Here is a 14778-nt window from a genome sequence, read left to right on the forward strand (position 1 = left end):
GGGATGACGAGCCCCTCGCGCTTCCAGATCGGCCTGGTCCAGATGGCCATGTCCGCTGATCCCGCCCGCAATCTGGAGAAGGCGGTGGCCAAGATCGAGGAGGCGGCCACGGGCGGGGCGGCGGTGGTCTGCCTGCCCGAGCTCTACCGCTCGCCCTACTTCTGCCAGAAGGAAGACGCCCGTCTCTTCGATCTCGCGGAGCCCGTGCCGGGGCCCAGCACCGAGGTTCTCGGCCGCGTGGCCCGCGACAAGCAGGTGGTGGTGATCGCGCCCATCTTCGAACGGCGGGCGCCCGGCCTGTACCACAACAGCGCCGCCATCCTCGACGCCGACGGTCAGCTGGTGGGCCTCTACCGCAAGATGCACATCCCCGACGACCCCGCCTTCTACGAGAAGTTCTACTTCACCCCCGGGGACCTCGGCTTCCGAGCCTTCGACACCCGGGCCGGGCGCATCGGAGCCCTCATCTGCTGGGACCAGTGGTATCCGGAGGGGGCGCGGCTGACCGCGCTGCAGGGGGCGGCGGTGCTCTTCTATCCCACCGCCATCGGCTGGCACCCGCACGAGAAGGAGCAGCACGGCGCCGCCCAACGCTCGGCCTGGCAGACCATCCAACGCGCCCACGCCATCGCCAACGGGGTTTACGTGGCGGCGGTGAACCGGGTCGGCCATGAGGGGTCGCCGGAGGCCGGGCCGGGCCTTGAGTTCTGGGGATCCTCTTTCCTGGCCGACCCCTTCGGGGTCGTGGTGGCGGAAGCCACGGTGGACAAAGAGCAGATCGTGCGGGGCGAAGTGGACCTGGGACGCATCGAGGAGGTGCGACGCAACTGGCCCTTCCTGCGCGATCGGCGGATCGACGCCTACGCCGGGATCGAGCGGCGGTTCCTGGATTGAGCGGTCACCGGTCCCGGCCGCGATGACCACGCCCCGCGCGCTCCGCGGGGGGACGCAGCGATCCTCCCGGGCCGGCCGCTTCCGCATGCCCGCGGAATGGGTCCGCCACGAGGCGACCTGGCTGGGCTGGCCCCACCGGCGCTCCGACTGGCCGGGCCGGTTTGCGCCCATCCCCTGGGTCTACGGCGAGATCGTACGCAAGCTCGCGGAGGGCGAGACGGTGCGGATCATCGTGCCCTCCCGGGAGCAGGAAGCCCGCGCCCGCGTCGTGCTGGGCCGGGTGGGGGCCCAGGGGAGCCGGGTCGAGTTCTTCCGCTGGCCCACCGACCGCGGGTGGACCCGCGATTTCGGTCCGCTGTTCATCCGCGGGGGGGGGCGCGCGCCAAAACTGGCCATCGCCCGCTTCCGCTTCCGCGCCTGGGCCAAGTACCCGGACTGGAAGAAGGACGACCAAGTGCCGGAGCGCGCAGCCGCGGCCTTGGGCCTGGCCCTGCGGCCGGTCACGTGGAAGGGACGTTCGGTGGTGCTCGAGGGGGGGGCCATCGACGTGAACGGGCGGGGCACCCTCATCACCACCGAGGAGTGTCTGCTCGACCCCGCCGTGCAGGTGCGGAACCCCGGTCTCTCCCGCTCCGACCTCGAGCAGATCCTCCGCGATTCCCTGGGGGCCACCAACGTGCTCTGGCTCGGGCGGGGCATCGCCGGCGACGACACCCACGGGCACGTCGACGACGTCTGCCGCTTCGTCGGGCCCCGTACCCTCGTGCTCTGCCGCGAGACCAACCCCCGCGATGCGAACTACCGTCCCCTCGAGGAGAACCGCGAGCGCCTGCAGGGGATGCGGTTGGAGGACGGCTCGCGCCCGGAGGTGGTGGGCCTGCCCATGCCCGCCCCCCTCGTCTTCGCCGGCCAGCGCCTGCCTGCCAGCTACGCCAACTTCTACATCGGGAACGCGGCCGTGCTCGTCCCCACCTTCAACGACCCCGCCGACCGCCGAGTCCTGGGCACGGTGGGGGAACTCTTCCCCGACCGACCGGTGGTGGGCATCCACGCCGTGGACCTGGTCTGGGGCCTGGGCACGCTCCACTGCCTCACCCAGCAGCAGCCCGCGCGGGAAGGCCGCTACTCGTAGCGCAGCGCCTCGATCGGGTCCTGGCGGGCGGCCTTGATGGCCGGCCACATGCCGAAGAGCAGCCCCACCGCGGTGGAGACCCCGAAGCCGAGGAGGACCGACCAGGCCGGAGCCGCGGCCTGGAAGTCGAAGGCGAGACGGGCGGCCAAGGCCGCGCTCAGGCCCAGGCCGATGCCGAGAGCGCCCCCCACCCCGGTCAAGGTGACGGCCTCCGTCAGGAACTGGGTGGCGATGTCCCGCCGGGTGGCGCCCAGCGCCTTGCGCAAGCCGATCTCTCGGGTGCGCTGGGTCACGTTCACGAGCATGATGTTCATGACCCCCACCCCGCCCACCACGAGCGCGATGGCCGCGATCACGATCATGGCCGCCGCCACCCCTCCCGTGATCTGTTGGAAGTCGCGGAGCTGGCCCTCGCTCGTAAAGATGGCGAAGTCGTTGGCCTGGTTCGGACGCAGCCCGCGGCGGGTGCGCAGGATCGCGGTCTCCTCCTCGATCAAGGCCTGGTAGTCCTCCGCCCGTGCGGGCACGGTGGCAATGTGGATGGTGTCGCCGCCCCCGTTCTTGATCTCCGGGAACTGGTCGTCGAAGGCGGTGATGGGGATGGTGACGAAGTTGTCGTTGCTGCCCCCGAAGAAGGATCCCTTTTTCTCGAAGAGCCCGATCACCTGGTAGGCGCGCCCGTTCACGGTCAGCACCTGGCCGATGGGATCCCGGTGGGGGTAGAGGGCGTCCGCCACGTCGACGCCGATCACGCAAACCCGCGCTCCGTGGGCGAGGTCGGCGTCGGTCAAGAAGCGGCCGTCCTGGATGAAATGGCTGTTGGCGGGGGAGTAGTCGGGGTTGGTGCCGAGCAGAAGCGGGGAGTTGGCCTCCTCCTTGCCCGCCTTGACGGTCACGTTGCTGAAGATGTATCGCTCCTGGGAGACCGCGGCCACCAGGGTGGAGAGACGCTTCAAGGCCCGGGCGTCCTCCACGGTGAGATCGCGGCGGTTCCGCTGCTCCTCCGGGGGCCCGCCCGGCCCCCCGAAGCGCGGCTCGTACTTCTGGAACTGAACGAGGTGCGTCCCGAAGGCGGTGAATGCGGCCGTCACTTGATTGTTGAAGCCCACCACGAAGCTCACCATCATGATGACGGTGGCCACCCCCGCCATGACCCCCAGGAGGGTCAGGAAGCTGCGGAGCTTCTGGGACCGCATGGCCCCCAGCGCGAAGCCCACGTTCTCCGTCCAGGGGACGCGGAACAAGCGGGTTCGCATCACTCCGTCCTCAGAGCGTCCACCACGGGCAGGTTGGAGGCGCTCCGGGCCGGCCAGTAGCCGGCGAGAAGGCCCACGCCCACCGAGAGCAGGATGCCCGCCACCAGGATGGGGGGTGTGACTTCGGCCGGGAAGTCAAGGATGCCCTTGACCCCGAAAGCTGTCAGGCTGCCCAGAACCACGCCCGCCAAGCCCCCACCCAGGGAGAGCAGCGCCGCCTCTAGCAGGAATTGGCGGCGGATGTCCCGTTTGCGGGCGCCGAGAGCCATGCGCACGCCGATCTCCCGGGTGCGCTCCACCACCGCGACCAGCATGATGTTCATGATCACGATCCCCCCTACGCCCAGGGAGACGGAGGCGATGAGGAGGGAGAGGATGAAAGCCGCGGCCGAGATCTGGGTCCACAGGGTCTGCAGGCTCTCCGCGGTGACCACGCCGATGGGATCGGGGGCGCGGAAAGCGGTGTGGCGCAGCGAGCGCATCACTCCCCGGACCTCGTCGACCGCATCCTCCACCCCCGTGACCCCTCCCTTGGCCTGCACCAGGATGTTGAGGGAACTCCGAGCTCCGAAAGCCCGCCGGTAGGTCTGGACGGGGACGAAGACCTGGCTGTCCCGGCTCTGGCCGAGGGTACGTCCTTGTTTGGCGAGAAGGCCGATCACCCGGTAGGGGGCCCCCCCCAAGAGGAGGGTGCGCCCCACGGGGTCGAGCTGGGGGAAGAGCTCGTCCTTTACGTCCCACCCCACCACCGCCACCGCCTGGGCCGTCTCGTCCTCGCTCTCGGCGAAATATCGGCCGGAGTCGAGATCGAGGCTCATCATGCGCCCATAGTTGGCGGTTGTGCCGTGGACTTGGATGTCGGGCAGGCGGTGGTCGCGAAACTTCACCGCCGAATTGCCCACCGCCTCCGCCGCCACCTGCTCCGCCTTTTGGAGCCGGCTCGCCAGCCGCTCGTAGTCGCCCCACTCGACGTTCTTCCGCTTGAGCGCGTCCAGGAACTCCTCGCGACTGCGGATGATCCCGAACTTGGTGACTACGAACACGTCCGGGGAGAGAGTAAAGACCTTCTCCCGCACGAAGGCGTTCAGGCCGTTGATGACGGAGACCACGCCGACCAGCGTGGTCACCCCGATGATGATGCCCAGGAGGGTGAGGACGCTCCTCAAGGCGTGGGCGCGGATGGCTCGGAGCGCTTCGCGGGTGAGCTCGCGGAGATCCATGTCAGATCGGGCGCCGGTCCTCGCCCTTTCTTGGCTTCTCCAGCTGGACGGGGTCACCCGGCTTGAGGGCGCGCAGCGCCTTGAAGGGCCCCGTGATCAGGGTCTCGCCTCCCTTTAACCCGTCGTGCACCTCCATGTTGAATTCACCCAGCAGGCCCGTCTTGATGGGTTGGAAGCGGGCCTTGCCGTTCTCCATGAGGTAGACGCCTTCCTCTTCGCGGGGGGCGCCCGGCTTGGGAGCTTCCCCGGGCTTGCGTTCAATGTCGCGGATCACAAGGGCTTGGATGGGGACGACCAGGGCCCGGCCGGAGAAGCCGGTGAGGATATCCGCCTGAACGGAGAGGCCGGGCTTGATGTCGGGGGGCGGGTTCTTGATCTGGATCTTGACCTTGAACTTGATGGCCTCGGTCTGGGCGTTCGTCTTCACGAGGGGGCTGTTGCCCACTTCCGTGACCAGGCCCTCGAAGTTCTGGTTGGGGTAGGCGTCGATGCGCACCCGCGCCTCCTGCCCCAGCTGGACGGCGGGGATAGAGGTCTCATCCACCTCCATCTCCGTCTCCACCACCGACATGTCGGAGATGGTGAGGAGCACGGTGCCGGGCTGGTTCAACACTCCTACCACCGCCACCTCGCCCTCCTCCACGCGCTTGGCGGTCACGATCCCCTCCATGGGGGCGAGGACGGTGGTCTTGGCGAGGGTGTCCTGGGCCCCTTCCAGCGTGGCCCGGGCCTGCTCCACACGACGCTCGGCGGACTGCGCCGCCGCTTCGTTGGTCGCGAACGCGGTCCGGGCCCGGTCGAGGTCTGCCTCGGAGATGATGCGGGCCCGATAGTTCTCCTGGGCGCGACGCCAGTCGGTGCCGGCCTGTTCCCGGTTGGCCCGGGCCGACTCCAAGTCCTTGAGCAGGGCCTGCATCGAGGCTTCGGAGCTGCGCGCGGCCGCCCGGGGGTTCACGGGGTCGATCTGGAGGAGGAACTGACCCTTCCGGACCCCGTCCCCCTCTTTCACCGCGAGGTGCGTGATCTGTCCGGCAACGGTGGCGGAGATGTCCACCTTCTTCTGGGCCTGCACCTTGCCGTTAGCGGTGACCTTGGCCTGCACGTCCTCTCGGCCCACGAGCGCGGTCTGCACCGGGGTCGCCTCGGGGCCGCGGTGGAAGGCGACCCATAGCCCGCCCGCAATCACGACGACCGCCGCCAGGAGCCAGGCGCGTTTCCGCTTCACCCCTACCCGCTTTCGCCGACTCGAGATTGTAAACTCCCGCCAGTCCCTCGCGTCAGACGGAGTCTCGAGGGAGGTCGAGTTCAGCAGATTGGACGACATGGGTGGGTCCTCGCTGGTTTGGACTGGCGAAGTGCTTCGAGAGCAGATACGTGCCCCCGAGGGGCCCGGTTCCCTGGGAGGGTCCTGGTCCCGGAGGGGGCTGTCCCGTAGGGATAGGCGGAGCTTGACACCGCACGGCAAGGCCATATATCCTTTAATCCGGATTGAATGATGAAGCGCGATCGTCCACCCCACGACCTGCTGGCACGGATGGAGAGCCTGGCCGACCCCACTCGTCTGCGCCTGCTCCGCCTTCTGGAGCGGCACGAGCTGGCGGTGGCGGAGCTGTGCGACGTGGTCCAGCTCCCCCAGTCCACGGTCAGCCGTCACCTTAAGATGCTGGCCGATCAGGGTTGGGTGCGCAGCCGCTCCCAAAGGACAACGAACCTCTATCGGATGGACACGGGGGAGCTGCCCTCCGGGGCCCGTCGGCTGTGGCTGCTCGCGCGCGACCAGACGGAGGGTTGGGCCACCCTGGCCCAAGACCAGCTCCGGCTGGCCCGTCGCCTGGAGGATCGTCGGGAGCGGGCGGAACGGTTCTTCGCCGGCGCGGCCGCGCAGTGGGACCGCCTGCGTCGAGAGCTTTACGGAGACGCCTTCGGGGAGGCCGCGTTCCTGGCCTTGCTCCCCGCGGGCTGGGTGGTGGCGGACCTCGGGTGCGGAACGGGGGCTCTGACCGCGGCCCTCGCTCCCTATGTGGGGCAGGTGTTCGGGGTGGACCAATCCGCTGCCATGCTGCGCGCGGCGGAGCGGCGGACGGCTGCGCTCGGCAACGTGGTCCTCAAGCAGGGCCGGTTGGAGGCCCTGCCCCTGCCCGACGGGGAGTGTGACGCCGCCCTCATGCTCTTGGCCCTCAGCTACGTCTCGGACGCTCCCCGCGCGCTGCGGGAAGCCACCCGCATCCTCCGCCCAGGCGGAAAAGCGGTGATCGTGGACCTGCTCGGCCACGATCAGGAGGAGTTTCGGCTTCGAATGGGACAGCAATGCCGGGGCTTCGAGCCAGGAGAGCTCTGCCGTGGGCTGGCCGAGGCCGGCCTCGAGTCCGCGTCCTGCCGGGCCCTCCCCCCGGAGCCGGGGGCCAAGGGCCCCGCCCTGTTCCTGGCCTCGGCCAACCGGCCTCTGGCCCTCGCGCGGCCGGCGGCCCGGCCCGCATTCCCGCGTTCATGAAGAAAGAAAGAGAGAGACCTATGACCAGCACCCTCGCCCCCGCCACCAAAGGGGTTCTCGAACACAGAGTGGCCGACATCAAGCTCGCGGAGTGGGGCCGGAAGGAGATCCTGCTCGCGGAACAGGAGATGCCCGGACTGATGGCCGTGCGCCAGGAATACGCGGCCAGCCAGCCGCTGAAGGGCCAGCGCATCACGGGCAGCCTCCACATGACGATCCAGACCGCGGTGCTCATCGAGACTCTAAGGGCGCTGGGGGCCGAGGTTCGTTGGGCCTCCTGCAACATCTTCTCCACCCAGGACCACGCAGCAGCGGCGGTGGTGGTGGGGTCCGAAGGGACGGTTGAGAAGCCGCAGGGTGTGCCCGTCTTCGCCTGGAAGGGGGAGACCCTGGAAGACTACTGGAATCTCACCGAGCGTGCCCTCGACTTCGGCGGCGGCCGCGGCCCCACCCAGGTCGTGGACGACGGCGGTGATGCCACGTTGCTCATCCACAAAGGTCACGAGTTCGAGAGGGTGGGAAGGGTCCCCGATCCCGCGACGGCGGAGAGCGAGGAATTCAAGGTCGTGCTCCGCCTGCTCGCCCGCATCCAGAAGGAGAGCCCGCAGCGGTGGCAGAGAGTGGCCGCGGAGTGTCATGGCGTCTCCGAGGAGACGACGACCGGCGTCCACCGGCTCTATGGGATGCAGATGGCAGGAACCCTGCTTTTCCCCGCTATCAACGTGAACGATAGCGTGACCAAGAGCAAGTTCGACAACCTCTACGGCTGCCGACACTCGCTCGTGGACGGCCTCATGCGAGCTACCGACGTCATGCTGGCGGGAAAGGTGGCCGTGGTCTGCGGCTACGGCGACGTCGGCAAGGGCTGCGCCCAGGCCCTGAAGGGCCAGGGTGCGCGCGTGGTGGTGACGGAGATCGACCCCATCTGTGCGCTCCAGGCCTCTATGGAGGGTTACGCGGTCCTGACCCTGGACGAGGTCGTCGAAACCGCCGACATTTTCGTTACCGCCACCGGCAACCGCGACATCATCACCGCCGAGCACATGGCGCGCATGAAGGACAAAGCCATCGTGGGCAACATCGGCCACTTCGACAACGAGATCGACATGGACGGCCTCGGGAAGTTTCCGGGCGTGCGCCGCGTCAACATCAAGCCCCAGTACGACCAGTGGGTATTCCCCGACGGTCATGGGGTGCTGATCCTGGCCGAGGGACGGCTGCTCAATCTGGGCTGCGCCACGGGCCACCCCAGCTTCGTGATGTCGACCAGCTTCACGAACCAGGTGCTGGCCCAGCTGGAGCTCGCCAGCAAAGGCGGCCAGTATCAGAAGCAGGTCTACGTCCTGCCCAAGGCGCTGGACGAAAAGGTTGCGCGGCTGCATCTGGCGAAGTTGGGAGTCAAGCTCACAAGTCTCAGCCCTCGGCAGGCAGCGTACTTGGGTGTGAAAGTCGAGGGTCCCTATAAGTCGGACCAATACCGGTACTGAGCAATCTCTGGAAGGGGGGCTCGCACCCTCGCCGGCCGCGTCTTCTAGGTAGGGCGCGACGCCCCCGTTCCTCCACGTGCCTGAGCCGCTCGGTGCTCCGTGCTTCGCGGCACGGAGGCGAGACGACCAGCCCTTCCCCAGCTTGCGAGGCTGAGACCGCAGGCCGAGATGGTGTTGGAGTGAACGTACTAGGCCGGGCTTCCTTTACAGGTTGGGACGCCCCGAGGCCCAATGATGCGCATGTGGGCCGTTTGTACCCCGATGCTCCTCGTCGCCTGCGCGCGACCGCCCGAGCGCGTGTTCGTGCCTGGCAGTCCGTTTAAGCATGTCATCGAGGTACGCACGTCCCAAGGTGTGTCGGCGAATGTCCGAGTCGGTGAGTGGCTTACGCTGCACGCTCGGCGTGCAACGGGGCCGTGGGTGACCGTCGAGCGCAGGAAGCTCGGCCCCGGGGGTTGCTGGGTAGCTCCTTCCCCGCCGGAAGAGGAGACCGAGGTTGCGGATAACGTGGCCTGGAAGGCCTACCCGGCAAGTCAAGGAGAGTTCAACATTGGGATTCTCGGTGACCACACTCGCCGAGTTCGTTTCTCGGCTCCGGGCCGCTACTCGCTGAAGGCGACTAGTTCGACTTGGTGCAGTCCGAAAGTGGAAAGCAGCGAGCTGACGGTTGTGGTGGGGCAGTGATTGAGCACGATATCCAGACAGCGCGGCCCTCGCGGGTGACGTCAGGGCTGGCGGACGACATCGAACATGCCGATCAAGGTTGGTGAAGTAGAGGCGCTCTTTCGGTACCCAGTGAAGTCCATGAGCGGCGAACTTCTCGAGGTCGCCGACCTGGGCTGGCACGGTCTTGACGGCGACCGGCGCCTGGCCTTCCGTCGGGCGGACGATCGCGGCGGTTTCCCCTGGCTGACGGCCAGCAAGCTACCGGAGCTGATTCTCTTTGTTCCGCTGCGGCGGGCGCCCGCCGCCGGTGGAGACCTCCCCACGCACGTTCGTACGCCCGAAGGAGAGGAGCTGGCTGTTTTCGGCCAAGAATTGGCAGCGGAGGTCGGTCGCCGCCATGGTTCACCGGTTCAGATGATGAACCTGAATCGTGGCATATTCGACGAAGCGAGTATCTCCGTGATTACCTTCGCCACGGTCGGTGAAATCGGGAGGCTAGCGGCGCAGCCTCCAGACGTCCGGCGATTCCGACCGAACATCCTGATTGCATCGCTGCGATCAGTCCCCTTCGAGGAGGACGAGTGGGTGGGAGGCGTCCTCTCGTTCGGAGAAAGCAACGAGGCCGCCGCCATAGCCATCACTATGCGCGACGAGCGCTGCTCGATGGCGAACCTCGACCCTGACTCGGCGCGCCCCACCGCCGAGGTGTTGAAGGCGATCGTTCGGGTGAGGGACAACATGGCTGGGGTCTACGGGACCGTCACTCGACGCGGCCGCCTCGCGCTCGGGCAGCCCGTACTCTTCGAGCCGGCAGCCGAGCATCGGGAGCACAGGTGAATCGACCGGAGTCTCATACGGTGATCGCCAACAACCGGGCGCAGCTGACAAGGCACGCGGGGTCCCGAAGCCGCGGCCCTTGCGACTGCCTGGGAACTCGGTGCCCTAGATGATCGGGAGTCCGCCCGTGGAACTGCGCACCCAAAGGCTCCTCTTGCGGCATTTCCGTTCGACAGACATCGATGCCTATGCATCGATGTGCGCCGATCCGGATGTCATGCGCTACCTCAATCCAAGCGGAGAAGTACTCTCTCGAGGGGATGCGTGGCGTCAGATGGCCATGCTCGCGGGCCACTGGCAGTTTCGTGGCTACGGCATGTGGGCGGTCGAGGAGCTGCGGACCCAGCGGTTCGTCGGGCGGGTGGGTCTGCACTATCCCGAAGGCTGGCCGGACCGCGAGCTCGGTTGGACACTCTGCCGGCAATTCTGGGGGCACGGTCTCGCGAGCGAGGCGGCGCGGGCAGCAGCAGAGTACGCCTTTCGAGAGCTGAACTGGCCGCACGTGATCAGCCTGATTGCGCCTGGCAACGCCCGGTCGATCAAGGTCGCGGAGCGGCTCGGCTCCAAGCCCGCGGGTACAGTGTCGGAGCGCGGCGTTGAGCACGTCGTTTACCGACTCGACTCCTGGGCGTAGCATGCAACCGTACAAAGGGCTGAGGCTGACGTCCGTGCTGTGTCGAAACCCGATCTTCTCAGGTTGTTCGGGGGCTACGGACAAGGGGGTTTGACTGCGACTGCCCGCACTTGTTCTTCGGATGGTGGGAGTCAATGCCTTGAATGTCGTGCTTGCCTCGTGTGGCGCTCACGCGGGCGGAGACTGCCTGGCCCTCCCCTGCCCCTTGCCACTGGCGATCACGGTCAGGGTTACTAACGACACCACGGGCGACCCCGTGAACGACGCAACCCTTCGAGTATCGGGCGCAGCTACCGCGACCGTTCGCTGCAATGGGCTGTGCTACCTACCCGGCACGGCCGGGACGTACGTTCTGGACATGAGCGCTCCTGGCTTCCAGAGCAGTCGGCTCACGGTGGTAGTGCAAGGGACGACTCCTGAATGCGGATGTCCAACCGTGATAGCCCAGGAATTGCATATTGCGCTGTCGCCCGGCCCGTGAGCGCGCGACCGTTCTTAGCGCCGCATCTTTGGCGAGGCTGGAAGCTCATCGGGCTTCTAGAAAAACCTGCCGCCTGAACGTGGGTGGAGCTGACGGCGTCCACTATCGGAACGGGTGCGGTGGTTCGACAGACGTCGAGGCATGCGGTGGCGTTTTAAGAGCAAGACCCTAGAGCGCGGCCGCGGTGATGCCGTGCGGGCGGCGCCCTTCGACGCGCGCCAACTCACCGGGGCAGACGAACAGGGATTAACTCTGGCCGCCACAACCCATCCATCGTGCTAGACGCGTCCATTGCCTTGGCGCAGAATCCGTCTGATGACCAGCTGGTTCAATCCGAAGACCGAGAAGCGCGTCAGCCATATCCAGGGGCGGGGGCTCTTCGCTCGGGATGCGATCGCGGCCGGTGAGATCGTAGCCGTCAAGGGCGGCTCCATCATGGACCGCTCGACCTTGGCCGTGGTCGGGTCGGAGATCGCGGCCGCCGAGATTCAGGTCGAGGACAATCTGTTCATCGCGCCGCGCACCGCGGTGGAGCGCGAAGCGAACATGCTTTACCTCAACCACTCGTGTGCCCCGAACGTCGGAGTGCGCGGCCAGATTACATTCGTCGCGATGCGCGATGTCTCGCCAGGATCTGAGCTCACGATCGACTACGCGATGATTGACGGCGATCCCTCTGAGCGAATGGTGTGCTCGTGTGGCACACGTGGGTGCCGCAAGGTGATCACGGGGGAGGACTGGCGCTTGCCCGAGCTGCAACGGAGGTACGCGGGCTACTTTTCTCGGTACATCGAGGATCGGGTTGCTGTCGACGCGGGCGGCCAAACGACGAGCTGAGCCCAGAGCCGCGCGACGGACGAGGCGCTTGGGGTCCTCGGCATCCGTTGCAGTTTAAGCCGCAGGCGTTCGGTAGAGCGCGGTCAGGTAGGTGATAACTGTGAGTGGTAGCGTTGGGAATGACCGCTCTGTCCTGCCTGTGGCACGAGGGTCATGGTCGCTGTGCCCGCCAGAAGCCGCGAGCCGAGGCTGCTCTAGGAGGAATATGCGGCAAGTCATGGGATCGATCGAAGGTGAATACCGGCGATATAAAAAGCTCGGTGAAACGGCGATGGAGCAGCTCACCGATGAGCAGCTGTCCTTGGCAAACACGGTCGCCGGCAACTCCATTGCGACCCTCGTATGGCACATTTCAGGCAACCTCGCGTCGCGATTCACGGATTTCCTCGAATCCGACGGCGAGAAGCCCTGGCGTGACCGAGACGAGGAGTTCCTCCACCGGACCGTTCCCCGGGCTGAACTCCTGGCGAAGTGGGAGAAGGGCTGGGCGATTCTTCTTCAATCCCTGGCCCAACTCGACGACGAGAGGCTGCACGCTCCGGTGAAGATCCGCGGAGTGCCGCTCTCGGTCCATGAAGCTCTGCATCGGTCGCTTGCGCACACGAGCTACCATGTTGGCCAAATAGTCTTTCTGGCCAAGGCGCTCCGAGGTGCCGACTGGAGATACCTGACCATTCCCCCAGGCGGGTCGGCGGCCTACAACGAGAACCCCTTCGCGGAGAAGCCCCCCCGACCGTCCCCGTGAAGGAAGGGGAAAAGCCGCGGCCGAAACAGCCGTCGGCTCCCGTCGAGAGTCGACGCGCGAAGCAAGACGGTTGCACTAGCGGGCAGGCAGTGATTGGGAGTCCACCCGCGGGCGCCTGAGCCGGCGGTCGGGCCAAAGACAGCCCGCGACTGATCTACCGAGCGCAGCAATGTCCCCGTGGGTTGAGGTACGTGAGCGATGATCTTCATGGTGATCGAGAACTTCCGGTCCGGCCAAGCTCCTGAGGTGTACCGTCGCTTCCGTGACCGGGGACGTATGGCGCCGGGCGGGGTGGGGTACGTCTCGAGTTGGGTTGATCTCGGATTCCGGCGCTGCTTCCAAGTGATGGAGGCGGACAGCGAGGCCCTCCTGCGGGCGTGGACAGCCCAGTGGGAGGACCTGATCGAGTTTGAGATCATTCCCGTGAGAACGTCGGTGGAAGCGGCCCGGGCCATTGCGCCCGAGCTCTGAGGGCGCGGACTTGACAGGAGACCGCTGGGTCTGGAAAATGACTCTACGGTCAGTCCACTGACCGTAGAGGTCAGATGGGCGCCCTGCGCAAGAGCAAGACCAAAAGGGACGTTGTCACAGAGTTCCGCCACGGGGAAATCCTGGAGGCGGCCCGCCGTGTGTTCGCGCGCCGGGGCTTTACAGAGGCGTCCGTGGAGGCGATTGCCCAGGAGGCGGGGCTGGCCAAAGGCACGGTTTACCTCTACTACGCCTCCAAGCGCGCGCTATACTGGGCGGCCTTGCGCCACGGGCTGCTCGGCCTCGGCGAGGAGCTGGCACGGCGCGTCGCGGCTGCGGAGTCCCTCCGGGAGAAGATCCGGGCCTTCGTGGACACCAAGGTGTCGTACTTCGAGGAGCACCGTGACTTCGTGCAGATCTACTACGCCGAGTTCGCCAACGCGGTGGCCCACCCCTGTGCACCCCTTCGGGACTTCCGGGATTTCTACCTGCAGCAGGTCGGCATCCTGAAGGCAGAGATCCGCGAAGCCGTGCGGAAGCGGGCCATCGGCCGCGTCTCCGAAGAAGCGGCGGCCTTCGCTATCTTCGACCTGACCCGGGGCGTGATCATGCGGCGGATGCTGGGCTGGTCTCGGTCGCGCCCAAAGGAGGACATCGATTTCGTGGTAGACCTGGCCTGGCGGGGGTTGGCCCCGCGATGAAATACCGGCTCGCTGTTCTCAGCGCGGTCGTCTTGGTGCCGCCGGCCGCCATCGCGCAGCAGGGGGTTCCGCCCTCCGTCTTCCAGGGTGGGGTGCCCACGGGCGAGGCCACTTCTGATGAGCTCTCGCTCTCTATCTCCGACGCGGTGGAACGTGGACTCCACTACAACCTAGGGCTCATCCTGGGGCGGGAGGACGTGCGCGCGGCTCAGGGCGCGCGGGGAGAAGCTCGGGCCGATCTGCTCCCGCAGGTGCGGGCGGGACTTCTGGAGACCCGCCAGAAGATCAACCTCGCCTCCTTCGGGTTTACCGGCTTCCCCGGCCTCCCCGAAATTGTGGGCCCTTTCAATGTCTTCGACGCCCGCGCCTCCGTCTCGCAGGCCGTCCTCGATCTCAAGGCCCTCCATCACGCCCGGGCCGCCTCCCAGGAGCTGCGCGCCGCTGAACACGAGGAGCGCAACACACGCGAGCTGGTTGTGCTGGCCTGCGCGGGGCTGTACCTGGAGACGGTGGCGGGGGAGAGCCGCATCGACGCCACTCGGGCCCAGCTCGATACGGCCGAGGCCCTGCTTGCGCTGGCTCGCGACCGCAAGACGGCGGGCCTGGCCACGGGGCTCGACGCCCTGCGGGCGGAAGTGCAAATGCAGGCCCAGCGCCAGCGGCTGCTGGTGGCGGAAGAGGAAGCCGCCAAGGATAAGCTGGCCCTCGCGCGCGCGCTCGGCCTTCCCCTCGGTCAGCGCTTCCGGCTCACCGATCCCATGCCGCTGGCCACCTTGCCGCCGCTAAGCCCCGAGGAGGCGGTGGCGCGCGCTTGGCGCGAGCGGCCCGATCTAAAGGCTGCCCAGGCCCGCGTCGAGGCCGCGGAAGCCCAGCGCCGATCCGCCCTCGGCGAGGGGCTTCCATCCTTGGCCGTGAACGCGGACTACGGC

At 67.1% G+C, this 14778-nt stretch carries 14 protein-coding genes; 11 read left to right on the top strand and 3 right to left on the bottom strand.

The annotated features are described in order from the left end of the window. Nucleotides 1-3: 3 nt before the first annotated feature. Nucleotides 4-894, top strand: a complete 891-nt coding sequence (locus VN461_22310; GenBank protein ID HXB57512.1) for a carbon-nitrogen hydrolase — start codon at nucleotides 4-6, stop codon at nucleotides 892-894. Between the two features lie 22 nt (nucleotides 895-916). Beyond that, on the top strand, nucleotides 917-2026 hold the full coding sequence (locus tag VN461_22315) for an agmatine deiminase family protein (GenBank protein HXB57513.1): 1110 nt from the start codon (nucleotides 917-919) through the stop codon (nucleotides 2024-2026). On the opposite strand, the gene VN461_22320 is transcribed toward VN461_22315, so the two are convergent. The 3 genes from VN461_22320 to VN461_22330 are packed head-to-tail and all read right to left on the bottom strand — an operon-like array spanning nucleotide 2017 to nucleotide 5727. Then, on the bottom strand, nucleotides 2017-3282 hold the full coding sequence (locus VN461_22320; protein ID HXB57514.1) for an ABC transporter permease: 1266 nt from the start codon (nucleotides 3280-3282) through the stop codon (nucleotides 2017-2019). The two genes, VN461_22315 and VN461_22320, sit on opposite strands and share 10 nt — an antisense overlap. Next, nucleotides 3282-4502 carry an ABC transporter permease gene (locus VN461_22325; GenBank protein ID HXB57515.1) on the bottom strand — a complete coding sequence of 407 codons (1221 nt, stop codon included), beginning with the start codon at nucleotides 4500-4502 and terminating at the stop codon, nucleotides 3282-3284. Before VN461_22325 ends, VN461_22320 begins: the two co-directional genes overlap by 1 nt. A gap of 1 nt (nucleotide 4503) precedes the next feature. Beyond that, nucleotides 4504-5727: an efflux RND transporter periplasmic adaptor subunit gene (locus tag VN461_22330; GenBank protein ID HXB57516.1), complete on the bottom strand. Its 1224-nt coding sequence runs from the start codon at nucleotides 5725-5727 to the stop codon at nucleotides 4504-4506. A 267-nt stretch (nucleotides 5728-5994) separates the two neighbouring features. Between VN461_22330 and VN461_22335 the strand changes: the two genes are divergently transcribed. The 9 genes from VN461_22335 to VN461_22375 form a co-directional block, all read left to right on the top strand. Beyond that, nucleotides 5995-6993 carry a metalloregulator ArsR/SmtB family transcription factor gene (locus tag VN461_22335; GenBank protein HXB57517.1) on the top strand — a complete coding sequence of 333 codons (999 nt, stop codon included), beginning with the start codon at nucleotides 5995-5997 and terminating at the stop codon, nucleotides 6991-6993. Nucleotides 6994-7013: 20 nt separating this feature from the next. After that, nucleotides 7014-8480: an adenosylhomocysteinase gene (ahcY, locus tag VN461_22340; protein ID HXB57518.1), complete on the top strand. Its 1467-nt coding sequence runs from the start codon at nucleotides 7014-7016 to the stop codon at nucleotides 8478-8480. Between the two features lie 750 nt (nucleotides 8481-9230). Beyond that, complete coding sequence (locus VN461_22345; protein ID HXB57519.1) at nucleotides 9231-9983, top strand: MOSC N-terminal beta barrel domain-containing protein; 753 nt, start codon at nucleotides 9231-9233, stop codon at nucleotides 9981-9983. A 127-nt stretch (nucleotides 9984-10110) separates the two neighbouring features. Continuing rightward, on the top strand, nucleotides 10111-10617 hold the full coding sequence (locus tag VN461_22350; protein ID HXB57520.1) for a GNAT family N-acetyltransferase: 507 nt from the start codon (nucleotides 10111-10113) through the stop codon (nucleotides 10615-10617). Between the two features lie 796 nt (nucleotides 10618-11413). Next, on the top strand, nucleotides 11414-11935 hold the full coding sequence (locus VN461_22355) for an SET domain-containing protein-lysine N-methyltransferase (GenBank protein HXB57521.1): 522 nt from the start codon (nucleotides 11414-11416) through the stop codon (nucleotides 11933-11935). 217 nt (nucleotides 11936-12152) lie between these two features. Then, the gene (locus tag VN461_22360) at nucleotides 12153-12680 is read left to right on the top strand and encodes a DinB family protein (protein ID HXB57522.1); all 528 of its coding nucleotides are present in this window, start codon (nucleotides 12153-12155) and stop codon (nucleotides 12678-12680) included. A 198-nt stretch (nucleotides 12681-12878) separates the two neighbouring features. Further along, nucleotides 12879-13151, top strand: coding sequence for a DUF3303 family protein (locus VN461_22365; GenBank protein ID HXB57523.1), 273 nt, complete (start codon nucleotides 12879-12881; stop codon nucleotides 13149-13151). 74 nt (nucleotides 13152-13225) lie between these two features. After that, a complete protein-coding gene (locus VN461_22370; GenBank protein ID HXB57524.1) occupies nucleotides 13226-13849 on the top strand; it encodes a TetR/AcrR family transcriptional regulator in 624 nt (207 codons plus the stop codon). Continuing rightward, nucleotides 13846-14778 (top strand): TolC family protein (locus VN461_22375; protein HXB57525.1); only part of this gene is annotated, 933 nt, incomplete at its 3' end. The genes VN461_22370 and VN461_22375, both read left to right, overlap by 4 nt.

The sequence above is a fragment of the Vicinamibacteria bacterium genome (assembly GCA_035570235.1).
Classification (GTDB): Bacteria; Acidobacteriota; Vicinamibacteria; order Fen-336; family Fen-336; genus DATMML01.

What these genes read in the sequence shown, in the direction of transcription:
- VN461_22315 (HXB57513.1), top strand. Translation starts at nt 917, where the DNA reads ATGACCACGCCCCGCGCGCTCCGCGGGGGGACGCAGCGATCCTCCCGG.
- VN461_22370 (HXB57524.1), top strand. Translation starts at nt 13,226, where the DNA reads ATGGGCGCCCTGCGCAAGAGCAAGACCAAAAGGGACGTTGTCACAGAG.
- ahcY (HXB57518.1), top strand. Translation starts at nt 7,014, where the DNA reads ATGACCAGCACCCTCGCCCCCGCCACCAAAGGGGTTCTCGAACACAGA.
- VN461_22355 (HXB57521.1), top strand. Translation starts at nt 11,414, where the DNA reads ATGACCAGCTGGTTCAATCCGAAGACCGAGAAGCGCGTCAGCCATATC.
- VN461_22360 (HXB57522.1), top strand. Translation starts at nt 12,153, where the DNA reads ATGGGATCGATCGAAGGTGAATACCGGCGATATAAAAAGCTCGGTGAA.
- VN461_22365 (HXB57523.1), top strand. Translation starts at nt 12,879, where the DNA reads ATGATCTTCATGGTGATCGAGAACTTCCGGTCCGGCCAAGCTCCTGAG.
- VN461_22320 (HXB57514.1), bottom strand. Translation starts at nt 3,282, where the DNA reads ATGCGAACCCGCTTGTTCCGCGTCCCCTGGACGGAGAACGTGGGCTTC.
- VN461_22345 (HXB57519.1), top strand. Translation starts at nt 9,231, where the DNA reads ATGCCGATCAAGGTTGGTGAAGTAGAGGCGCTCTTTCGGTACCCAGTG.
- VN461_22335 (HXB57517.1), top strand. Translation starts at nt 5,995, where the DNA reads ATGATGAAGCGCGATCGTCCACCCCACGACCTGCTGGCACGGATGGAG.
- VN461_22310 (HXB57512.1), top strand. Translation starts at nt 4, where the DNA reads ATGACGAGCCCCTCGCGCTTCCAGATCGGCCTGGTCCAGATGGCCATG.
- VN461_22325 (HXB57515.1), bottom strand. Translation starts at nt 4,502, where the DNA reads ATGGATCTCCGCGAGCTCACCCGCGAAGCGCTCCGAGCCATCCGCGCC.